General features: G+C 59.5%; 18 protein-coding genes, 1 tRNA gene and 2 rRNA genes (1 of these 21 cut by a window edge). 17 read left to right on the forward strand and 4 right to left on the reverse strand.

Features of this window, described 5'->3' with window-relative positions; genetic code table 11:
• The 3 genes from AC1MH0_RS19155 to AC1MH0_RS19165 all read left to right on the forward strand — a co-directional run.
• Nucleotides 1-2,486, forward strand: a 23S ribosomal RNA gene (locus AC1MH0_RS19155); it begins 310 nt to the left of the window's first position.
• A 224-nt stretch (nucleotides 2,487-2,710) separates the two neighbouring features.
• A 5S ribosomal RNA gene (rrf, locus tag AC1MH0_RS19160) occupies nucleotides 2,711-2,825 on the forward strand.
• 123 nt (nucleotides 2,826-2,948) lie between these two features.
• Nucleotides 2,949-3,025 (forward strand) — tRNA-Met (locus tag AC1MH0_RS19165).
• Here AC1MH0_RS19165 and AC1MH0_RS19170 read toward each other — a convergent pair.
• Nucleotides 2,982-4,700, reverse strand: a complete 1,719-nt coding sequence (locus tag AC1MH0_RS19170) for a recombinase family protein (RefSeq protein WP_480965790.1) — start codon at nucleotides 4,698-4,700, stop codon at nucleotides 2,982-2,984. The two genes, AC1MH0_RS19165 and AC1MH0_RS19170, sit on opposite strands and share 44 nt — an antisense overlap.
• 25 nt (nucleotides 4,701-4,725) lie before the next feature.
• Nucleotides 4,726-4,953, reverse strand: coding sequence for a hypothetical protein (locus AC1MH0_RS19175; RefSeq protein WP_480964080.1), 228 nt, complete (start codon nucleotides 4,951-4,953; stop codon nucleotides 4,726-4,728).
• Between the two features lie 89 nt (nucleotides 4,954-5,042).
• Between AC1MH0_RS19175 and AC1MH0_RS19180 the strand changes: the two genes are divergently transcribed.
• The 13 genes from AC1MH0_RS19180 to AC1MH0_RS19240 all read left to right on the forward strand — a co-directional run bounded on the left by AC1MH0_RS19180 (nucleotide 5,043) and on the right by AC1MH0_RS19240 (nucleotide 17,115).
• The gene (locus AC1MH0_RS19180) at nucleotides 5,043-5,675 is read left to right on the forward strand and encodes a helix-turn-helix transcriptional regulator (RefSeq protein WP_480964081.1); all 633 of its coding nucleotides are present in this window, start codon (nucleotides 5,043-5,045) and stop codon (nucleotides 5,673-5,675) included.
• Between the two features lie 61 nt (nucleotides 5,676-5,736).
• Nucleotides 5,737-6,015, forward strand: a complete 279-nt coding sequence (locus AC1MH0_RS19185) for a CHC2 zinc finger domain-containing protein (RefSeq protein WP_480964082.1) — start codon at nucleotides 5,737-5,739, stop codon at nucleotides 6,013-6,015.
• A 393-nt stretch (nucleotides 6,016-6,408) separates the two neighbouring features.
• Nucleotides 6,409-7,580 (forward strand): IS3 family transposase gene (locus AC1MH0_RS19190; RefSeq protein WP_133021543.1). Its coding sequence is split into 2 segments (ribosomal slippage): nucleotides 6,409-6,673 and nucleotides 6,673-7,580, totalling 1,173 coding nucleotides; the frame shifts between segments, so codons are not numbered across the junction.
• Nucleotides 7,581-7,684: 104 nt separating this feature from the next.
• Complete coding sequence (locus AC1MH0_RS19195) at nucleotides 7,685-7,981, forward strand: metalloregulator ArsR/SmtB family transcription factor (protein ID WP_480964083.1); 297 nt, start codon at nucleotides 7,685-7,687, stop codon at nucleotides 7,979-7,981.
• The gene (locus tag AC1MH0_RS19200; protein WP_480964084.1) at nucleotides 7,963-8,619 is read left to right on the forward strand and encodes an SdpI family protein; all 657 of its coding nucleotides are present in this window, start codon (nucleotides 7,963-7,965) and stop codon (nucleotides 8,617-8,619) included. Before AC1MH0_RS19195 ends, AC1MH0_RS19200 begins: the two co-directional genes overlap by 19 nt.
• A gap of 21 nt (nucleotides 8,620-8,640) precedes the next feature.
• Nucleotides 8,641-9,594, forward strand: a complete 954-nt coding sequence (locus AC1MH0_RS19205) for an alpha/beta hydrolase (RefSeq protein ID WP_480964085.1) — start codon at nucleotides 8,641-8,643, stop codon at nucleotides 9,592-9,594.
• A 315-nt stretch (nucleotides 9,595-9,909) separates the two neighbouring features.
• Complete coding sequence (locus AC1MH0_RS19210) at nucleotides 9,910-10,929, forward strand: serine hydrolase domain-containing protein (protein WP_480964086.1); 1,020 nt, start codon at nucleotides 9,910-9,912, stop codon at nucleotides 10,927-10,929.
• A 221-nt stretch (nucleotides 10,930-11,150) separates the two neighbouring features.
• Entirely contained in the window at nucleotides 11,151-11,555 is a 405-nt protein-coding gene (locus AC1MH0_RS19215; protein WP_480964087.1) for a hypothetical protein, read from the forward strand.
• Between the two features lie 1,022 nt (nucleotides 11,556-12,577).
• On the forward strand, nucleotides 12,578-13,042 hold the full coding sequence (locus AC1MH0_RS19220) for a hypothetical protein (RefSeq protein WP_480964088.1): 465 nt from the start codon (nucleotides 12,578-12,580) through the stop codon (nucleotides 13,040-13,042).
• 81 nt (nucleotides 13,043-13,123) lie between these two features.
• Nucleotides 13,124-13,627 carry a ferritin-like domain-containing protein gene (locus AC1MH0_RS19225; RefSeq protein ID WP_480964089.1) on the forward strand — a complete coding sequence of 168 codons (504 nt, stop codon included), beginning with the start codon at nucleotides 13,124-13,126 and terminating at the stop codon, nucleotides 13,625-13,627.
• A 200-nt stretch (nucleotides 13,628-13,827) separates the two neighbouring features.
• A complete protein-coding gene (locus tag AC1MH0_RS19230) occupies nucleotides 13,828-15,114 on the forward strand; it encodes a cation:proton antiporter (RefSeq protein WP_480964090.1) in 1,287 nt (428 codons plus the stop codon).
• Nucleotides 15,115-15,208: 94 nt separating this feature from the next.
• Nucleotides 15,209-16,480 carry a YihY/virulence factor BrkB family protein gene (locus AC1MH0_RS19235; RefSeq protein ID WP_480964091.1) on the forward strand — a complete coding sequence of 424 codons (1,272 nt, stop codon included), beginning with the start codon at nucleotides 15,209-15,211 and terminating at the stop codon, nucleotides 16,478-16,480.
• A 110-nt stretch (nucleotides 16,481-16,590) separates the two neighbouring features.
• Nucleotides 16,591-17,115, forward strand: coding sequence for a DUF937 domain-containing protein (locus AC1MH0_RS19240; RefSeq protein WP_480964092.1), 525 nt, complete (start codon nucleotides 16,591-16,593; stop codon nucleotides 17,113-17,115).
• A gap of 409 nt (nucleotides 17,116-17,524) precedes the next feature.
• Here the strand turns inward: AC1MH0_RS19240 and AC1MH0_RS19245 are convergent, their stop codons facing one another.
• Nucleotides 17,525-17,935 (reverse strand): DUF3597 family protein, encoded by a 411-nt coding sequence (locus AC1MH0_RS19245; RefSeq protein ID WP_480964093.1) that lies wholly within the window; start codon nucleotides 17,933-17,935, stop codon nucleotides 17,525-17,527.
• 153 nt (nucleotides 17,936-18,088) lie between these two features.
• Here AC1MH0_RS19245 and AC1MH0_RS19250 point away from each other — a divergent pair, with 153 nt between their 5' ends.
• On the forward strand, nucleotides 18,089-18,679 hold the full coding sequence (locus AC1MH0_RS19250) for a DUF4142 domain-containing protein (protein WP_480964094.1): 591 nt from the start codon (nucleotides 18,089-18,091) through the stop codon (nucleotides 18,677-18,679).
• 199 nt (nucleotides 18,680-18,878) lie between these two features.
• Here the strand turns inward: AC1MH0_RS19250 and AC1MH0_RS19255 are convergent, their stop codons facing one another.
• Nucleotides 18,879-20,951: an EAL domain-containing protein gene (locus AC1MH0_RS19255; protein WP_480964095.1), complete on the reverse strand. Its 2,073-nt coding sequence runs from the start codon at nucleotides 20,949-20,951 to the stop codon at nucleotides 18,879-18,881.
• Nucleotides 20,952-20,966: the final 15 nt, after the last annotated feature.

Genomic DNA, 20,966 nt, shown 5'->3' on the forward strand with positions numbered 1-20,966 from the left:
CCAGTGCCTGAATTTCAACTAGTAGAAGCTTCTGGAAAGTAGCGCCATAGCGGGTGACAGCCCCGTATACGAAAGTGAGAATTCAGGACTCGAGTAGGGCGGAACACGTGAAATTCTGTCTGAACATGGGGGGACCACCCTCCAAGCCTAAATACTCGTATGTGACCGATAGCGAACTAGTACCGTGAGGGAAAGGTGAAAAGCACCCCGATGAGGGGAGTGAAACAGTACCTGAAACGGATTGCCTACAAGCAGTTGGAGGGCTTTTATGGCCTGACAGCGTACCTCTTGCATAATGGGTCTGTGACTTAATGTATCAAGCAAGCTTAAGCCGATAGGTGTAGGCGCAGCGAAAGCGAGTCTGAATAGGGCGCCAGAGTTTGATGTATTAGACCCGAAACCCGGCGATCTAGGCATGACCAGGATGAAGGTGCAGTAACATGCACTGGAGGTCCGAACCGATTAACGTTGAAAAGTTACCGGATGAGTTGTGTTTAGGGGTGAAAGGCCAATCAAGCCGGGAAATAGCTGGTTCTCCGCGAAAACTATTGAGGTAGTGCCTCGCACGAACACCTTAGGGGGTAGAGCACTGGATGGGCTAGGGGGTCGCGAGATCTACCAAACCTAACCAAACTCCGAATACCTAAGAGTGATATGCGGGAGACAGACGGCGGGTGCTAAGGTCCGTCGTCAAAAGGGAAACAGCCCTGACCTACAGCTAAGGCCCCCAAATCGTATCTAAGTGGGAAAGCATGTGGGACTTCCAAAACAACCAGGAGGTTGGCTTAGAAGCAGCCATCCTTTAAAGAAAGCGTAACAGCTCACTGGTCTAAGCAAGAGGTCCTGCGGCGAAGATGTAACGGGGCTCAAGATACGTGCCGAAGCTTAGGGTGTGCCACTGATGTGGTACGCGGTAGCGGAGCGTTCCGTAAGCCTGTGAAGCGATCTGGTAATGGGTCGTGGAGGTATCGGAAGTGCGAATGCAGACATGAGTAGCGATAAAGAGGGTGAGATGCCCTCTCGCCGAAAGACCAAGGGTTCCTGCGCAAGGCTAATCCGCGCAGGGTGAGCCGGCCCCTAAGACGAGCCCGAAGGGGGTAGTCGATGGGAACCACGTTAATATTCGTGGGCCTGGTGGTGTGTGACGGATCATGTGTGTTGTCATCCCTTATCGGATTGGGATGGCTTCGAAATGGTTCCAGGAAATAGCCCCACCGTATAGACCGTACCCGAAACCGACACAGGTGGTCAGGTAGAGTATACCAAGGCGCTTGAGAGAAGTGTCCTGAAGGAACTCGGCAAATTGCCTCCGTACCTTCGGAAGAAGGAGGCCCTCACTATGCGCAAGCACTTTGAGGGGGCACAGGCCAGGGGGTAGCGACTGTTTAGCAAAAACACAGGGCTCTGCTAAGTCGGCTTCAAGACGACGTATAGGGCCTGACGCCTGCCCGGTGCCTGAAGGTTAAGTGGAGGGGTGCAAGCTCTGAAATGAAGCCCAGGTAAACGGCGGCCGTAACTATAACGGTCCTAAGGTAGCGAAATTCCTTGTCGGGTAAGTTCCGACCTGCACGAATGGCGTAACGACTTCCCCACTGTCTCCAGGACATGCTCAGCGAAATTGAATTCTCCGTGAAGATGCGGAGTACCCGCGGTTAGACGGAAAGACCCCGTGCACCTTTACTGCAGCTTCAGAGTGGCATTAGGAAGAAACTGTGTAGCATAGGTGGGAGGCTTTGAAGCATCGGCGCCAGCTGATGTGGAGCCATAGGTGAAATACCACCCTGTTTGTTTCTGATGTCTAACCTCGTTCCGTAAGCCGGAACAGGGACCCTCTGTGGCGGGTAGTTTGACTGGGGCGGTCGCCTCCTAAAGAGTAACGGAGGCGCGCAATGGTGGGCTCAGGACGGTCGGAAACCGTCTGTTAGAGTGCAATGGCATAAGCCCGCCTGACTGCGAGACTGACAAGTCGAGCAGAGACGAAAGTCGGTCATAGTGATCCGGTGGTCCCTCGTGGAAGGGCCATCGCTCAACGGATAAAAGGTACGCCGGGGATAACAGGCTGATAACCCCCAAGAGCTCATATCGACGGGGTTGTTTGGCACCTCGATGTCGGCTCATCACATCCTGGGGCTGGAGCAGGTCCCAAGGGTTTGGCTGTTCGCCAATTAAAGTGGTACGTGAGCTGGGTTCAGAACGTCGCGAGACAGTTTGGTCCCTATCTGCCGTGGGCGTCGAAATTTGAGAGGAGTTGACCCTAGTACGAGAGGACCGGGTTGAACATACCTCTGGTGTACCAGTCGTTCCGCCAGGAGCGCAGCTGGGTAGCTATGTATGGACGGGATAACCGCTGAAAGCATCTAAGCGGGAAGCCTCCCTCGAGATAAGATTTCATAGAGCCGTCGGAGACCACGACGTTGATAGATCGGATGTAGAAGTGCGGTAACGCATGGAGCTAACCGATACTAATTGCTCTATTCGCGCTTGAGAGTCTCACACCATCAATGACAACACTGGGCAACCAGCTAGCCATTCGATAGTGCGGATGATTAAGACGACGCCAGATTGCCAATCCCCTCGCCGTCGAGGGATTGGTCACAAATATACCACTAACCTTGCACGGTATCGATTTTAAAACCCTCAGGCTTCGCCGCAAGGCGAAACCCGAGGGACCCAGATATGAACGCAAACGCATGTCGCACCGGCTCCATTGCCTGGTGGCTATAGCGTCGGTGTCCCACCCGATCCCATTCCGAACTCGGCCGTGAAACCCGACTGCGCCAATGGTACTATCGCTCAAGCGATGGAAGAGTAGGTCGTCGCCAGGCATTGAAGCTCGTGCAACATGCATTCACACCATATCACAAACCCATTCACAAACGTCTCATACACTCAGTTCCGCACATGCGGACACTCGGGCCCCATCAAAGCACAGCTTGATGGGATCTTGGCGCGGGGTGGAGCAGCCCGGTAGCTCGTCAGGCTCATAACCTGAAGGTCACAGGTTCAAATCCTGTCCCCGCAACCATTCCAGTCACAACTGACCCGTCACTCACCCGGCGGGCCGTTTGCGTTTCTCCGCCTTTCTTAACGGCGGCAATCTCGAGCATCCGGTACAGATCGCCGTGCAGCTGCATCGCGCGGCGCTTGCCGCCGCGTGCGCTGCCCGGTTGCACCACGATCTTCTCGATGAGCGGGCGGATCGCCGCGCGCGCCGCCATGGCATCGCCCGAACCCAGATGACCGTCGAGATCGACGACCGCCCGCCGATAGATCGCTTCGTAATTGGCCGGGAGGCGCACGACCTTCCGGTCGGGCGCCATGAGGACCGCCCGCTCGAGTACCGTCTCTTCCTGTTCCAACTGCTTGACCCTCGCACTCAGCGCGCGGGGCGCGTCAGCATCCTCCTCGATCCGCGTCACCAGCGTGGCGATCCGGGCGCGAACGTTGCGCAAGTCCGCCTCGAGCCGGTGCCGGTCGACATTGGCTGTGCGGGCCGCTTCCTCGAGTTCCTGCTGCAGGCTGGCGGCGAAGCGGCGGATAAGGTCTGGTGTGAGCAGCCGCTCGCGGATGCCGGCCAAGGCGCGTGTCTCCAGCTCGCGCGTCGTGATCGAACCGTTGTCGCATGCGCCGGCGCGATGACCCTTGCACCGCCAGCGGCCGCCGCCGCTCGCCAGGAATGGCTGGTCGCAACAGCCGCATCGCACCAGGCCTGACAACAGATGACTGGCTTCGCGTCCGCCAGCGAGCTTGCGTCCGGTCAGCGCGAACCGCGCATCGCGCGCCGCTCGCGCTGCCGTTTGCCGTGCCTTGACTGCATCCCACAGCGGCTGGTCGATAATGCGCAAGCCCGGCTCGTCGCGGACGATCCATTCGGCTTCCGGATTTAGGCGCGGTTGCCGGCTGAAGCCGCGCTGCTCGTTGGGTACCTCCACCCAGGTGCGCCGGTTGAAGACTCGCCGGCCGATATAGAGCTCGTTGTTGAGAATGCCCTCGCCAAGCGCCGGGTCACCCGACAGGGTCGTCGGGTTCCAGATGCCGGCATTGTACCGGCCGCGCTCGCGGGCGCGAGGGGATGGCACGCCCTCAGCGTTAAGGATGGCGCAGACTTGCTTGAGGCTGTGGCCGACGGCATAAAGCTGGAATATGCGACGGACGAGGCCAGCCTGCTCGTCGTCGATCGCCAGCCGGTCGCGCGCGCCACCTTGGGCCTCGTCACCGATGATTTCGCGCCGGTAGCCGACAACCCGGCCGCCGGTAGCCCCGCCGCGCATCGCCTTGCCTTTCAGCCCACGCCTCGTCGTATAGGCGATGCGCATGCGCTGCTGCTCGCCGATGATGCCCTTGAACGCCATCACCAGGTCGTCGATCCTGCCAGCTACCACCGTGTGCACCGCCACCCGGTGCAGCCGGAACAGTTTCACCATGTACATGAGATGCTCGGCGTCGCGGCTCAGCCGGTCGACATCCTCGATGATAAGAACGTCGACACCGCCGCTGGCGACCAGCGCCAGCATGTCACGCAGGCCATGCCGTTCCATCGTTGCGCCTGTGATGCCGTCATCGCCGTGGAAGGCAATCAGTTCCAGCCCGTGGCGCTCTGCATAGCGTTCGGCGAATAGGCGTTGGTCGGCGACCGAGGCGGTACGGTCGTCCGGGTCGTCGAAGCTCTTGCGGCCATAGGCAACGGCAGCGTGCGTCATGGGTGGGCCTTTCAACGTGTCAGGTTCAAGAAGAGTGCGAATCAGCGCTGGCGGAATCAAGCGGGCGGGAAGAGTTTTCTGGCAGTTCCCGATCAATCGTTTCCACGGTCTCGTTCAGCAGTGCGTGCGCGAGCCGCTTTGCCAGCAGGATCAGAAGGGCATCGTCGAGCGATGCCAGCCGCTCACGCGGGTCAGTTCGCGATGCGAGTACGGCATCGGTCCGATGCGGTGGTGTGGCGGCGGGATCGATCATGCCGGGATGTTAGGAAATGCAAAAATCTGACCTGCAAAAACCCGACATTGCGCTGCCATATATTTTTCAATGGCAGTATATCGGCCGTTATGACCGTACGAAGCCAGCCCAGCCGCCTACTATTGCCCAGAGGATCCGGTCAGCTGCGTGGCGACCTTGGCGAATTTCTCAAGCGTCGTCGCCAGGGCCGGCTCGACAGCGAGCCGTTCGGCACGCAGGCGCAGATCGCCAGGCGCGCCGGGATTACGCGGCAGACGCTGTCGGAGATCGAGCGCGGCGCCGCTTGGCCCGGTCCGGTCACGCTCGACGCGCTGCTCGACATCCTCGACCTTGGCTGGGACCATGTCGCGCATCCAATCGCCTCGGGCGCCGATCCGCGCACCTTCGTTAACGACATGCCCGGAGGCGAACGGCTGGCCGAACTGCCGGCCGCTTCGGCACCCGCTCGCCACCGAACCTTCCTCGAAGGTGCAGGGGGTAATCGGATCATCGCGTTCGGCGAGGCGATCAGGGACGCTCGGCAGGGTAGGGGCATGACACTGATTGAGGCCGCCGCCGCGGCCGGCATCTCCGCCGCACTCCTCTCCCGGCTGGAGCGCGGCCAGTTGGCAACGTCCAGCGTCTTTCGGTTCGACAATGCCGATGACGGGAGCGGCGGGCCAACCCTTGTCGTCACCAACCCCTGGCTTGAGCAATTATGGTTGGCCGCCACAGGGGCATAGTGGCAAAGTTGCGATAGCCTGCCAGGATGGGGCAAAGGGGTATTTGCAGAAGGGCTACATCATGGACAAGGCGTTCACACCCCCCGGTAAAAGGTTGCTTACTGACCTCGTCGCCGCCACGACGCCCCTGCGGCCATTCGACGCGGACGGCGATCGGCAGCGTGGTTCCTGTCCGTTTCACGCCGATCTCACGCATAGTCTCTTCGTCAATTGCCGGACCTGGTACTGCTTTGCCTGCCATTGTGGCGGCGACGCCGTGCAATGGATCATGCTGCGTGACGGGGTCGATCGTGACGAGGCCATCGCCGCGCTGCAGCGGAACCTTGATTGGCGCAGATAGCGCCGCGGCTTCCAGGGGGCACTGAGATGGGCCATCCTGTCAACGCAGAAGGGCGGCTCTCTCGTGGCAAAGCGGCCCGTCTGCTTTCGGGCGGCGATCCTCGTAAACGGACGTTCGTTTAGAAAGCGGGGCAGGGAGCCGAAGGGCCGGTTCCTGGCCAAAAGTGATCCGATCAGCGTGAGAGGTTGCCGGACTTCATGACGGTTCGCGGCGTTCGGACGCAGTTCACATACGGGACGTCGCAGTGATCACTTACCCCTGGGGCGCCTGTTCTGTCTTGCGGATACGGTAGCATCGGCGGCGTGAGCGGCGCGCCTGGCACGGTGGTTTTGAGCTGCCCCCTTCTGAGCGGTCCATCGACTATGAGAGTCTGGATCAAGGAAGGGACGACGAATGCCTGCGAAAAAGCACAAGCCGGAAGAGATCATCGGGAAGCTGCGTGAAGTTGAAATCGTCCTGGGCCAGGGCGGGACGACCGCCGAGGCGTGTCGGCGGATCGCGGTCAGCGAGCAAACCTATTACCGCTGGCGCAAGGAATATGGTGGGCTGAAGACGGATCAGGCTCGTCGGATGAAGGATCTGGAGAAGGAGAACCTGCGGCTGCGGCGTGCGATCTCCGACCTGACACTGGACAAGCTGATCCTGCAGGAGGCGGCACGGGGAAACTTCTAAGCCCCGCGCGGCGCCGACGCTGCATTGACCAAGTGAAAGAGGTGCTGGACGTATCCGAGCGACGGGTGTGTCGCGTGCTCGGGCAGCATCGGTCGACGCAGCGCAAGGTGCCGTGTGGGGCAGATGACGAACAGGCGCTGACTGAGGACATCGTTGCGCTGGCCGGGCAGTATGGACGCTACGGTTACCGCCGGGTGACCGCACTGCTGCATGCCGCGGGGTGGTCGGTGAATCATAAGCGTGTCGAACGCATCTGGCGGCGTGAGGGGCTGAAGGTACCACAGAAGCAACCCAAGCGTGGCCGGCTGTGGTTAAACGACGGCTCGTGCATCCGGCTGCGGCCGGAGTATCCGGGGCATGTCTGGGCGTACGACTTTGTCGAAGCGCGAACGCACGACGGGCGCAAGTTCCGGATCCTCACGATCATCGACGAGGCCAGCAGGGAGTGCCTGGCGCTGACCGTCGCACGTCAGTTGAAACACGAAGACGTGCTGGCGGCGCTTGCCGAGCTGTTCATCGCGCGAGGTCCGCCAGCGCATATCAGGTCGGACAATGGCAGCGAGTTCATCGCTACCGCGGTCCAGAAATGGCTCGGCCAAGTCGGCGTGAAGACGCTGTACATCGCGCCGGGCTCGCCATGGGAAAACGGCTATAACGAGAGCTTCAACGGTTCGCTTCGCGACGAGCTACTCAACGGCGAGATCTTCTACAGCCTCGCCGAGGCAAGGGTGCTGATCGAGGCGTGGCGGCGTCACTATAACACCGTCCGACCACACAGCAGCCTGGGCTATCGACCTCCGGCGCCAGCAGCAGCGACCCCGCCATTGCCGGCCTCCGGCTCCGCTTCGCTCCACCTACGCCCGGCAATGGCGGCGGAGGCGACGATGCACTAACTATCTACCCGGACCACCCGGTGGGGGCTGCTCAATCTCACTTCGCCTATCGCTTGCGCACCACCGCATTGCCTGTTAGCTAAACGACTAACAGGTAGGTTTTGATGAACGAAGTATTTGATGCGCTGGCCCATCCCACCCGCCGCAAGGTGCTGGAGATGCTACGGCATGGCGGGATGAGCGCTGGCGAACTGGCTGACGCTTTTGCGGTATCGAAGCCGACAATGTCAGCGCATTTCAGCAAGCTCAAGAATGCCGGTTTAATTCAAGCAGAGAGCCGACAGGGCAGCATCATCTATTCACTGAACCTGTCCGCGGTGGAGGAAGTAGTGATGGGGTTCATGGGACGGCTTGGTGTCGGAGAACATCGGGAGGGGCGACCATGCGCAACCGAGAGCTGATGATCGCATCGAGCGCAACTGTTGCTGTGCTAACCTACGTCGCCGTTCGAGCTTATGTTATTTTACCAGCGGGAGCCATTCTTCCGGTGCATTGGAGTGCTACCGGCGAGCCTGACGGCATGGCCGATGCCTCGGTCGCGCTCGCAATGCCGGTGTTGGTCTGCGTCTTTGTGTCGGCAATGTTGTTTGCGATCCCTAAGCTGGAACCATTACAGAACGGCCTTGATCGTAGCGCTTCTCTTCTACGCACGACCTGGGCGAGCCTGCTGGCACTTATGACGCTGATGGAGTTCTTCGTCGCAGCGCCGGCATTCGGCGTATCGCTGCCTGCAAGTGTTCCGCTCGTCGGTGTCGGCCTGCTGTTAATCGCGATCGGTAACGCGCTGCCAAAATCCAGACCCGGTTTCTTCATCGGTATTCGCACGCCGTGGTCGCTGATTGATGAGGACAATTGGGTGGCGACTCATCGTGTGGGTTCCAGGACAATGATTGCAGCAGGAGTGATGATCGCCCTCGGTGCAGTGCTGCCTCTCGCACCAACTGCCCACCTCTTCCTGTTCTGGGCGGCGATCGCGACGGCAGTGTTGCCACCCGTTCTCTATTCCTATTTTCACTGGCATCGCGCCAGTTCCAGGTAACACTGCCGAATAGGGGGCATAATGATTACCACTCTAGCCGCAATGATGCTCGTAAGCGTCGCCGTGCAATCCCCCGCTTCTACAAGTAGTGAGGTCACCGCGCCGGGGCCGTCGGGAGCGCTGAGGGGTACACTTACCGATCCGGGCAAGCGGGGCGAACCGGTAATCCTGATCGTACCGGGATCAGGGCCTACGGACCGCGACGGCAACAATCGGCTCGGCGTTACTGCAGCGACCTACAGCCTGTTGGCAGAGGCATTGGCTAAAGACGGCATCGCGTCGGTTCGCATCGACAAGCGTGGCATGTTCGGCAGCGCCGCTGCGATCGCCGACGCCAACGCCGTGACGATCAACGATTATGCGGCAGATGCGCACGCCTGGATTCCCGTGATAATCCGGCAAACAGGCACGCGTTGCGTGTGGGTGCTGGGGCATAGCGAAGGCGGACTCGTTGCCTTACAGGCAGCGCAGCGGAGCGCTGGGATATGCGGGCTGATCCTAGTAGCGACGCCTGGCAGGCCGATGGGCGACATTCTCAAGGCGCAACTTCGGGCAAACCCCGCCAACGCCCCATTGCTGCCCGATGCCGATAGGGCAATCGATACGCTGGCCGCTGGCGGGCGGATCGATCCTGCCACTTTGCCAGCCCCGCTACGACCGCTGTTCCTGCCGATCGTCCAGGGCTTTCTGATCAGCGCCTTCGCGCTTGATCCCGCGAAGCTTATCCAGTCGGTTAGGTTGCCAGTGCTCATCCTTCAGGGCGCGCGCGATCTTCAGGTCCAGACGACCGATGCCCAACGTCTGGCAACCGCAAAGCCCGACGCAAGACTTATCGAGCTTGCCGACGTCAACCACGTGCTGAAGCACGTCGCCTCGTCAGACCGCGCCGCCAACCTCGCAACCTACACCGCAACCGACTTGCCGCTGGCACCCGCCGTTACACCTGCGATCAGCGCGTTCGTAGGTCGTAAATGACTTCCGGTCGCTCTCGATCTGCCGATCGCCTAATTGCCACAACCGATCGTCCGCCATTCGTTTGTGCTTGGCGTACGCCGATCTCACTTCGTGCAGCTAGTTTCCTACAGCTTGTTCGATGCCGGAAAGCGTTCTTGCGAATGACCAACAACGCTGTATTGCACCTACAACACACCCCGAGCGTGGGATTGCTACGATGAGAGCCTGTCAATGATGTCTTCTCGGCGAACCTTTCTTGTTGGTGCCGCCGGTAGCGCTACTGCGCTTGCTCTGCCAGCGATGGCCAAGGGGGGAACACCGCCTCCCGCATTGCGGTTGAAGCCATGGCTGTCACTTGCATCTGTGCCAGGTGCAAGTTGGGCCGTTATCAACGAGACTGGCGAAACTGCTTACGCTGAAGGCTATGCTCTAGCCGAACGCGAAAGGGCGACGACAAGCACACTGTTCGAAGCCGCGTCGTTGTCAAAGCCGGTCTTAGCTGCCGCGATCCACGATCTCGTCAAAGAAGGGCTCATAAATCTAGATGAGCCGGTAGCCAAACACATCGATTTCACAGTGGACCCGGCCGCCCGGACGATAACCCCTCGCCACCTGCTATCGCATTCGAGCGGGCTGCCGAACTGGCGGACTGATCCGGGCACCGATCTTGTCAGCAGATTTAAACCCGGATCAGATTTTCGCTATTCTGGAGAAGGATACGTGCTGCTTGGCCGTCTTGCAGAAGCCGTCACGGGACGGACCGCTGCTGAGGTTGTCCGGACGCGTATCATTAAACCTGCAGGCATGATGCAAAGCAGCTATGGATGGGTGGCGCAGCAATCACCTGCTGTCGCGTGGCCGCATGACGCAGGCGGAAACGTGATGGATGACAAAGGGCCGGCCGCATACCGATTACGCCGGGATGCAGGACCAGCGCGGTCGGTGGAAAGCTGGACAAAGGATGATCGGCTCGCTGCGGCCAAGGCGATCGGCAAGCCAGCCCTACCGATTTTCATGACTCCAAACATGGCCGCAGGGCTGTGGACGACGGCCGGCGATTATGCCCGTTTCGTTCGCTTTGCCCGTCGCTATCCGGCTATGAATACGCCCACGATCAAGGTCGAAGGCAATCTCTCGTGGGGCTTGGGCTGGGGAATCGAACATTCGGGTCCGACACAATATGCATGGCATTGGGGAGCCAACGACGGAGTAGCCAACCTGCTCTTACTCGATCTGAACAACGGTGACGGATTGGTCGTACTGACGAATGGTGCCGGGGGGCAGCGGGTTTACGAGCGTGCCGCGCGCGTCCATTTCCAGCGTGAGTTCGACGCTCTCACTTGGCTGCAGCCATGATGGTTGCTGGAGACCTTTCCATGCACCCAAATGCGTCCCGCCAGCCCGGTGAGCATATGCTTGGAGATGCTCAGCGGTCTGCCAGTGCTGGAGGGCGCCAATGTTGCGCAAGCCAACTAAAATACTCATTCTAGCGTCTTCATTTGCACCCTTAAGCACCATGCTTGATGAGTCAGAGTTATGAATATTAGGTAACATCATACGATCGAGGTTAGAATATAATGGAGTATATTATCAGCAACATCGTCCCGATCGGAGCTGCGACCTCCGCCGGGTTGATTGTCCTTTTTGCAGGTTTCCGTACTCGCATGCGAGGCGTAATGCTTGCCGCTGCTACGCTGGCGCTGTTCTGGTTAGCGGCCATCCTGGCAGGAGCTCTGATTTTAGCTCCGGTAGACGCGAGCCCGTGGACGGTCGCATTGGGCAGCGCTTTCATCATCTGGATCGGCTTCGTGTTGCCCGCTCTTTCGATTGCGCTCACTTTACGCGGTCATCCGTGGTCGATCAGCTTGACGGACGCAACCTGGTGGCTGGCGATCATGCTGGCACAATCCGCCGTGTTGCATAGCGTCGGGTTAGTGAAGCCTATTCTTCCTTCGGCAGCAGTCGGTGGTCTTCGGCCCTGATGGCTGAGTAAGCTGCCATAAAAATCAATATAGACCGTTACGCTTGAGGTCCGTTCCCTGAGCCAAGCTGCGGAGCCGCCTCGTCAGCGGTAGATAGAGCATCGATCGCACTCGATATCCAAACGCCTACGATGGTCAGGGAAAGCCGATCGGCAAGCGCCAGGCTTTCTTCAAGCTTGGCTCTCAAAATTTCGATTGGTTCACTGCTATTTTCCACCCTGGCTCGATATGGCTGTATAACCGTGCCGTCACGAGTATAATTTACATCAAGTCACTGCTTTTTGTATCAGGCTAGACCTTCCGCACTGCACTGCCAGGAGCACAGATGAAAACAGCTTCGCTGCTCCCACTCTTTCTGTTGTGCGCGTGCTCAGATGTTAATGGTCAACACCGATCTGATGCGCAAAATGCCGCTCTCAAGACGTGTAACAAGTATCTGAGGCTGCGCATCGATGCAAAGCCGGTCGACATTCCAAGCAATACGGTTACGTTTAGTGTGGGAGGTGACGCCCTTACTTTACGTTGGCCGTTCGTAGATGGCGGTAAGACGAATGTCGGTAAATGCACAACGAGTCTTGATGGCGCCACCTTCCAATCTGCTGAAGCTCTGCCGACGAAAAGCTAATGGTACTGTTAGAACTAAGGCTAATAAATTTAACGCATTTGATGCCCGACGCGAGAACCCTAAAACTACGATCATCGGTTTAAAGCGACAAGTCCTTACGATACAGTGCGTTGTTGCGTTCAAGCAGGGTGGCACTGCTCTGCCTAAGGTTAACAGGCATCAATGCAAAATATATATCCCCCCGGAATCACGCTTGCGTAGGAACGATATTGTTCCCCGGATCGCTATGCTTCGACAAACAGTGGAAGTTCAGGCTGAGGCAATTGGGCGGTATGATGGAGGCAAAAGGCTAGACAGTGTCATTCAGCCGTGCCGAGTCCGTGACTTCCGCTCCCATCTGGTCCGGTCCGATAGAACGGTTGGATTGGGTATTCCCCACATTCAAAAGGACATACCGATGAGTGACAAGGTTCAGACCCCCGTACCCGGCAATCCCGCGAGTAAGGGCGCCCCGGACGGCGTATCGGACTCGCCGCGCGACAACGGTGGCGCCGAGGTCCATGGTCGCAGCGAGGGCGGCGAAAGTGGCGGTGCGGCCTATCCCAACCCCCATGCCGGCAAGACTGAGACGAACACAGGCTTTATGGCGCATGGTGGCCAGACTAACATTGCCTATCACGGCGGTGGGCAGGCGGGCGAAGACGGTGGAAATGCCGGTAACGGCGTCGCAGGCTCAGGCGGCGGTGACGGCACGACTATCGCTGCGGACACGGATGCGGACCGCTTACCCCATGAGATCGCAGCCGAAGGTAGCAAGATCAACGTCGTCGAGACGTCGGGCATCGCCGAAGCCGAGGCTAGTGGGAAGGTCGGTACCGATGCTGACTACGAGGACGAACAGAAGCAGCCCGGGGCTGGCTGAGGTTGGCCAATTGCGCACTGCTTGATTAAGTTTTCAACCAAACGCCGCGCATCCCGCTCGGTGAACCATAAGGACGTTCTCATGTCTGCACCCGAAGATCTCCAGGAAATCTACACCGATGAGCTGAAGGACCTGTGGTCCGCAAACGATCAGATGAAAAAGGTCCTGAAGAAGATCACGACGAAGGCGAGCGATGCGTCTCTGAAGGAGATGCTAACCAAGTCGCAGGCGGATATCGAGAAGCATACCGACCTGCTCAAGGACCTGATCGCATCGAACGACGAGAAGGTCTCGAAGGAGCATTGCAAGGGCATGGAGGGCCTCGTCGCCGAAGCAACCAAGCATGTGCTCGAAGAGGGTCCTGAGAAGGGTCCGCTGCTCGATGTCATGATCATCGCGCAATATCAGCGGATGACGCATTACGGCATCGCTGGTTTCGGTACGGCCGCTGCCTATGCCAAGGCGCTTGGCCTCAAGGACGATAACAAGGCGCTGACCGCAGCCACCAAGGACATCTATGGTGGCGACGAATATATGACGAAGCTTGCCGAGACGACTGTAAATATTGACGCCGAAGACGAGTGATCGTGATTGCCCGCTGGCACATCGTCGGCGGGCAATGAATTCCGATCGCGTCTTACGCCGTCAGCTGATTGAGATCTCACCTTATCCGCGAGTTCCGCTCGCATCGCGAAATGCGTTGATCTCTCATGCTCGTAAGCCTCTTCGAACCACTATGCGCGCCTTCCTGTGACGAAGTCTCGTTCCCTTCTGGATAGACCGTCATGACATCTGCATTGCCCGATCCCTACATCCTCATTCTCACCGGCTTTGGCCTGCTTACCGCGCTGGTTGTCTGGTTACCGCTGGCGCTTCGTAAGCTACCGCTGTCGTTGCCGATCGTCTGTATCGCGCTTGGCGCTGCTCTGTTCTCGCTGCCGCAGGTCACACTCAGGCCGCTTCCGCTTCTTTATCCCGAGATCACTGAACGCTTCACCGAGTTCGTCGTGATCATCGCGCTGATGGGGGCTGGTCTGAAGATTGACCGGGTGTTCAGGTGGCGGGACTGGGCGGTTACCTGGCGGCTGTTGGCGATCACGATGCCACTGGGCATTCTGGCTATCACGGCGGTGACGGCATGGGGAATGGGACTGCCATGGGCGATCGCTCTGCTGCTTGCGGCCAGCCTGGCCCCCACGGATCCTGTCCTGGCAGCCGACATTCAGGTCGGGCCGCCCAAGAGCGAGGACGAAGACGAGGTACGCTTCGGGTTGACGTCCGAAGCTGGCCTCAACGATGGCTTCGCATTTCCGTTCGTCCATCTTGCCATCATGCTGGCAGCTGCAATCGCAGCCGGGGGCAGTAAGCCGTGGCTGGGTGAGTGGCTGACGTACCGGGTCTTATGGGAAATCGGTGCCGGCGTCGGCGCCGGGTGGCTGATCGGCCGCGCCTTTGGCTGGCTGACCTTCCATGTACCAGCCCAGACCAAGCTCGTACAAACCGGTGACGGTTTGATCGCGCTGGCTGCGACCTGCATCTCCTACGGTGTTACGGAAATCATCCACTGCTACGGTTTCCTGGCCGTGTTCGTCACGGCACTGACGTTTCGAGGGACGCACCGAACGCACGACTTTCATCACGACATGCACGATGTCACCGAGCAGATCGAACGGCTGGCAATGATGGTCTTGTTACTTCTGTTTGGCGGTGCGCTGGTCAGCGGGCTCCTGAATTCGGTATCGTTGACGGATGCGCTGATCGCGCTCGTGATCCTGCTGGTCATCCGCCCAATTACTGGCCTGATTGGCTTGGCCGGCCACCGGGCTGACCGCTCGGAAAAGCTGACGCTGGCCTTCTTCGGCATCCGCGGTGTCGGGTCGATCTATTACCTGGCCTATGGCCTCAACCACATCCACGTCGATGCGGCCGAACGTCTGTGGGGCCTGCTCGGACTGGTCGTGCTGTTCTCGATCGTTCTGCACGGGCTCACTGTGACGCCAATCATGCGGTTGCTCGATCAGCAACACGGGCGAGATCCAGACAAGGATGCGCCCCCCTCCGTGGGAGCTTGAGGCAACTCCGTATCAAGGACCGTATCAAAATTGGTGTGTAGCGTGAGAACGGCGATCGCATGCCAGATGGAAGAAGCGCGTAAAGGGACGAGGCATGACCGAGACGAACAAGGGGAACGCGAGAGGGCACGACGCTGGCAGTCCCTGGGCTATCCCTGCAAAAGGCTGGAAGGACATTGCGCTGCGAGCATGGAAGGAGGCAGGGCAGGATAACATCAGCCTTGTAGCCTCCGGCGTGGCTTTCTGCGGCGTGCTCGCCATGGTGCCTATGCTGGGCGCCGTCGTGCTGAGCTATGGGCTCGTTGCTACACCTGCTACGGTGATGAAGAACGTCCAGTCGCTGACGTCCGTCATGCCGACAGATGCTGCCAAGCTGATCGGCGAACAGCTGGCCAACGTTGTGACGACATCGGACGGTAAGAAGGGGTTCGGCCTTCTGCTTGCGCTCGGCATCGCGTTGTACGGCGCGATGAAAGGCGCAACCGCGCTTATTACCTCGCTGAATATCGCGTATGACGAAGAGGAAACGCGGAGCTTTGTTCGGCTGAACCTCATCGCGTTAGCCATCACCGCCGGGGCGGTGCTTATCGCCATCGTCGCTATCATCGCGATAGCCGCAATGGGCAGTCTGGACACACTGTTCCCTTCCGCCCCTGCCATCATTCTCATGGCAGGGAAGATCGTTTCCTACGTGGTCATGGCCGGTATGGGAGCCGCAGCAGCGGCGACGCTCTACCGCTACGCGCCCAATCGCGATGAGGCGAAGTGGACCTGGCTGACGCCGGGCTCTGTACTGACGACAGTACTGTGGCTGGTCGTTACCCTTGGCTTTGGGTTCTACGTGGCAAACTTTGGCAGCTACGACGCGACCTATGGGTCGTTGGGAGCCGCGATCGTATTGCTGACCTGGCTCTACTTGTCCGCCTACATTCTACTGCTCGGCGCCGAGTTCAATTGCGAGCTGGAGCGACAGACCACGCAAGACACGACCAGGGGGCCTACTAAATCGCTCGGCGATCGCGGAGCGTACGCAGCCGACACGGTAGCTTCCGGACCGGAGATAGCGCCGCAGCCAGGACCAGGGCCGCAGCCCTCAAATGGTGACAAGGAGGTATCACGAGCCACACCGTCTACGCCTTCACCTTTACGTGAGTACGCTGCCGGCCGCATGGTCGTGCGTGCAGCACGCGTAACCGGCCTGGGTAAAGTCGGCATGGTACCTTCCGTCATCGTTACTGGCGGGCTTGTTCTCCTGCGACGCCGTGACAAGGCGCTTATGGGGGCAGGGCTGCTTGTTATCGGGGGAGGGCTTAGTTGGCTATCCGGCCGACCCGTTGGCTCAGATACGCCCCAACTTCCTGACTAATATTGTGCAGACAGCGCATGCCTGCCGATCCAAGGTCCTAGCTCGATCGAAGGTGTCCGGACCGATAGGTCCAAGCATCTGTTGGTACCCGTCACAACAAGGAAGCTGCCATGAATCTCAATGACCTCCTCCCAGATGGTGGCATCGATGCACTCGCCGCCCAGCTAGGCATACCGCGTGACCAAGCCCAGCGCGGCGCAGAGGCGCTGCTGCCGTCGGTTCTGGGCGGCATGGGGAATAACACGACGCAGTTAGACGCCCATGTGAACACGCTTGGCGGCGCAGACCTTGCTTCGAACGTGTTGGGTAACGAGCCGACGCAAATCGACCACGGTAATCAGATCCTCGGCGGTATCTTCGGGTCGAAGGATGGCAGTCGTGAGGTCGCCGACAACGCGGCGCAGAGCAGCGGCCTGGCGCCTGAGCTTCTCAAGCAGATGCTGCCGATCCTGGTCATGCTGGTGGCGGGCCATTTGACAGGGCGCTCGGGCGGGCAGCAAGGTGGCCTTGGCGGGATCCTTGGATCTGTACTTGGCAGCCTGGGTGGTGCTGGAGTCGCAGGCGCTGCGCCCGGGGGCGGTCTTGGCGGCGGACTGGGGGGCATTCTTGGTTCGGTCTTCGGCGAGCGGCGATAGAGCCGTCCGGACATAAGACCGTCTTGTTCGATCAAACCGGTGGACTTGAGGTCAAGCAACATCCCGTCGCCGAGTGGCTACGGCACGGCAATAACAGCGATGGCATGACTGGGGAGCGCATGTGATGCGAAGACGAGGAAACAAGCGAGCCGGTCCTGTGGCAATTGTCATTTTCGTTATGATCGTGGCACTCGTCGTCACGATATGCTGGCTTGCCGCGCGAGGCTTTCAGAAGGAGCCGAACGGACCACCGCGTGGTAGTCAGACGCTGCCAGCTCAGGCAGCGCACGGGTCCCTAGCTGCGACGCCCTCGAACGCTAGCCCAGCTCGCTAAATTGAGGACGGTTAAGCCAGCAGCCTAAGGCCGGAGGGGACCGCATAGGGTGCGGTCCCCTCCGGATCGGGCGCGTTAGTTGCGCAGGCTGTCGGGAACGATACCGCCGTTATCGGCAAGCTTCTGCATCACTGCCTTATGAAGGGCGATGTTCTGCTCGGCCGAGCCGTCGGCTGCTGCATAGACATTCAGCTCGGCAGCAAGTTCCTTGCGAGCGGTCAGACTGGAATCCAGGTCCAGCAGCTTCAAAAGATCGACGATCGAGCTCTGGTAGTTGCCCCCGCCATCTTTCATCGATGCCATCTCGCTGAGGACCGCACCGACATCAACGGACTGCTGGGGCGCTGCTGGGGCGGGCTGGGCGGTAGCGGTCGGCGCGGCTTGCGGCGCAGCTTGGGGCGCAGCGGCAGGAGCCTGAGCCGGTGCAGCGGCTGGTGCGGCTTTGTGGTGAAAAACCTTGTTCATGATCGTGCTGAAGATGCTCATAGCCGTGTCCCGATAAGGCCGGCAGCTGTGCCGGCAGACGGCTAGAACGAACTCGCTTCATGATCGGTCCGAAGCTCGTTACTCGTGCGGAACGGTCCTCAGAAGGCACGCGTTGAGCAGGCAGCGGCAATATGCGAGCAGATGGAGAGTATGATGAACTTCAAGACCCTGGCACTGGTATCGGCAGCAACCCTGTCATTGGCCGCATGCGGCAAGAAGGCCGACGATACGACTGCCGTCGATAACAGCACCTATGCCAACACGACCGCTATGGACGTGAACGCAGCTGGTTCCAACGATGCCATGGCAGCACCGGCCTCAGGTGGGCAGGCCTTCGTCAACATGGCGGCTGCGAGTGACGCGTTCGAGATCGAGACCTCGAAGCTGGCTGTAACCAACGGCGCGTCTGCTGCGGTGAAGAAGTTCGCTGGCCAGATGATCACCGCACATGAGAGTTCGACTGCGAAGCTGAAGGCACTGACTGCAACGCTGTCGCCAGTTTTGACTCCCAACCCGGCGCTGAGTGCTGAGCAGCAGCAGAAGCTTGCCGATCTAAAGACCAAGCAGGGTACTGATTTCGACACCGCATACGCGGCTGCCCAGGTCGCCGGGCATCAGCAGACGCTCGATACGCTCAGGGGATATGCTGCAACCGGCGACGTGCCCCAGCTGAAGACGTTCGCGGCGGGCTTGGCACCGACGGTTGCAGCGCATCTCAACATGGCAAAAGCGCTCAAGTCATGAGGTCGGGTCTTAGACGATGAGGTATGAAGCTGAGAGGTGCACAAGTGTACCTCTTGGCTTTGCCTGTCCTGACGTCAGGACAGAGACCGCGCAAAATGCTTCGTGCCGGGTCTCGCGTGACCGATGCGTGAGCCCAGGCAAGAAGGTTTCCAAATAAGCAGCCTCAGCACGGCGAGCATGCAACCATGCTTGTATGCGATCAGGCGGCGGCCTGGACCGACATTCGTTCCTCGTCGCGTAACAGGGTCTGCAACTGCGCGGCGATCTCATCGCCATTTGCAGCGCCGAAATCAAAGCCACTCTTAGCTGCATAATGTCCAAAAGCCGCGATGCCGGCGACTTCGCGGCCGACAAAGGCCATCGCCCAGGTCGGGAACACTCGCACATCGGTTGGACCAAAAGAGAGGAGCCGTACCTCGCCATGCCGATCATCGAGCTGGATCCGTTCGAACACCGTCTCGATCGCTGCTTGCTGCCCTTCCAGTACCTGTGCAAACAAGCCGTCGGTGAACATGAGCGCGCCCGTGACGCCGGCTGCCGCATTGTTACGCTGTGACGTCGCCAGGATCTGGTCCACGGTGGTGCGTACCTCTTCTTCCAGCCCCATGACGGTATTGCGGCTATAATAAACCAGCCGGTACAGGTCAGTCTCGACGGGCGCTGGTACGGATACGACAGGAGAAGAAACATCATCCCGCCCGACCGGTTTCAAGGCGAGCCGTTCGAGAAGCTTGTCGACCTCGTCCGCCGGAACCGGGCGACTGAATAGATAGCCTTGTGCCGACCCGCAACCGCTATCAGTCGCCTGATCGAGTTGCGCTGCGGTCTCGACGCCTTCCGCGATCGTAGTCATCCCAAGATGCTTACCGATTGCAGTGATCGCCCGGATGATCCCGTCGCTCTTCTTAATATCGACGGACCGGATGAAGCTTTGGTCGATCTTGATGGTATGAAACGGAAAACTCTGGAGATAGCTGAGCGACGAGTAGCCTGTTCCGAAATCATCCATTGAAATTCGAATGCCCAAATCGCGCAACTTATGGAGCGTTGCGACGCAGCTCTCGACATCGGACATCAAGACGCTTTCGGTAATCTCCATTTCGAGCCTGTCGGGATTTAGCCCGGTATTGGCAAGTGCACTGGCAACGGTGTTGATGAGCTTGCCGCTGGCGAGTTGCTTGGCCGACACATTAACTGCAACTGGAATGGGGGAGGGCCAGGCCGCAGCATGTTCGCAGGCCTGACGGATGACCCATTCGCCTATCGGGATGATGAGCCCCGTTTCCTCCGCGAGCGGGATGAACGTTGCCGGCGATACCAGGCCATGTTCCGGGTGACGCCAGCGGATAAGGGCTTCCATCCCGGTGACGGCCTGTGTCTTCAGGTCCAGCTGCGGTTGATAGTGGAGCTCGAACTGGCGGAATGCGAGTGCGCGACGCAGGTCGATCTCCAGTGCGCGGCGATCCTGCATTTCTGCATCCATCGACTGTTCGAAGAAGCAATATCGCCCGCGGCCACCGTGCTTGGCACGGTAAAGGGCGATATCTGCCTGCTTCATCAGCCCCGTTGCATCATCGGCGCCAGCGCTGAGCGCGATGCCGACGCTGGCACCGATATCGATCATGTGCCCGTCAATGACATAGGGGCGGCCGACCAGTTCGACGAGACGCTTCGCCAGCATCTCGGCCCCATGCGGCTGTTGCGCGCCGGTCTGGAGCACCGCGAACTCGTCACCGCCGAGCCGGGCAACACGGTCGGTCTTGCGTAGCGCGGACGTGAGCCGGTCGGCGACCTTGCGTAGCAGCATGTCACCAACTGGATGCCCAAGCGTATCGTTGACCTGTTTGAAATGGTCCAGGTCAACCATGATGAGTGCGGTCTCGTCACGACCTTCCAAGGCGCGGTCCAGTTCCGGAAGGATGCTGGCGCGGTTGGCGAGTCCGGTCAGCGTATCGCGTTCCGACGACAGCATCGCCCGGGTCTGGCCATCGACCCATAGGGTCACCTCGTGCAGATGGCAGATCGATCCGACGTCGGCGATCGAGCGCACGACCAGCGAGTAGGACCGCTTGCCAAGGAGGATTGTGCTGCCATTGTCGAAAAATGTATCAGGTTCCGCACCAAACAGGTCCTGGAACAGGGTTGGCGTTCCGGGATCGGCGCCGATAGAGCTCCAAAACACGGCGTTTGCGTCGATGATCTGGCCACCGCTGTCGAGCAGCGCCACGCCGGTAGGCAGCGCGTCGAAAAGGAGGCCGGTGTCGATCGGCATTCTCGAAACTTGAGC

The sequence above is a fragment of the Sphingomonas sp. AP28 genome (assembly GCF_056680455.1).

Coding starts and splice junctions, on each gene's coding strand:
- AC1MH0_RS19195 (WP_480964083.1), top strand. CDS start 7,685: ATGAACGAAGTATTTGATGCGCTGGCCCATCCCACCCGCCGCAAGGTG.
- AC1MH0_RS19230 (WP_480964090.1), top strand. CDS start 13,828: ATGACATCTGCATTGCCCGATCCCTACATCCTCATTCTCACCGGCTTT.
- AC1MH0_RS19185 (WP_480964082.1), top strand. CDS start 5,737: ATGGACAAGGCGTTCACACCCCCCGGTAAAAGGTTGCTTACTGACCTC.
- AC1MH0_RS19250 (WP_480964094.1), top strand. CDS start 18,089: ATGAACTTCAAGACCCTGGCACTGGTATCGGCAGCAACCCTGTCATTG.
- AC1MH0_RS19225 (WP_480964089.1), top strand. CDS start 13,124: ATGTCTGCACCCGAAGATCTCCAGGAAATCTACACCGATGAGCTGAAG.
- AC1MH0_RS19245 (WP_480964093.1), bottom strand. CDS start 17,935: ATGAGCATCTTCAGCACGATCATGAACAAGGTTTTTCACCACAAAGCC.
- AC1MH0_RS19220 (WP_480964088.1), top strand. CDS start 12,578: ATGAGTGACAAGGTTCAGACCCCCGTACCCGGCAATCCCGCGAGTAAG.
- AC1MH0_RS19215 (WP_480964087.1), top strand. CDS start 11,151: ATGGAGTATATTATCAGCAACATCGTCCCGATCGGAGCTGCGACCTCC.
- AC1MH0_RS19200 (WP_480964084.1), top strand. CDS start 7,963: ATGCGCAACCGAGAGCTGATGATCGCATCGAGCGCAACTGTTGCTGTG.
- AC1MH0_RS19175 (WP_480964080.1), bottom strand. CDS start 4,953: ATGATCGATCCCGCCGCCACACCACCGCATCGGACCGATGCCGTACTC.
- AC1MH0_RS19235 (WP_480964091.1), top strand. CDS start 15,209: ATGACCGAGACGAACAAGGGGAACGCGAGAGGGCACGACGCTGGCAGT.
- AC1MH0_RS19240 (WP_480964092.1), top strand. CDS start 16,591: ATGAATCTCAATGACCTCCTCCCAGATGGTGGCATCGATGCACTCGCC.
- AC1MH0_RS19205 (WP_480964085.1), top strand. CDS start 8,641: ATGATTACCACTCTAGCCGCAATGATGCTCGTAAGCGTCGCCGTGCAA.
- AC1MH0_RS19170 (WP_480965790.1), bottom strand. CDS start 4,700: ATGACGCACGCTGCCGTTGCCTATGGCCGCAAGAGCTTCGACGACCCG.
- AC1MH0_RS19255 (WP_480964095.1), bottom strand. CDS start 20,951: ATGCCGATCGACACCGGCCTCCTTTTCGACGCGCTGCCTACCGGCGTG.
- AC1MH0_RS19180 (WP_480964081.1), top strand. CDS start 5,043: ATGACCGTACGAAGCCAGCCCAGCCGCCTACTATTGCCCAGAGGATCC.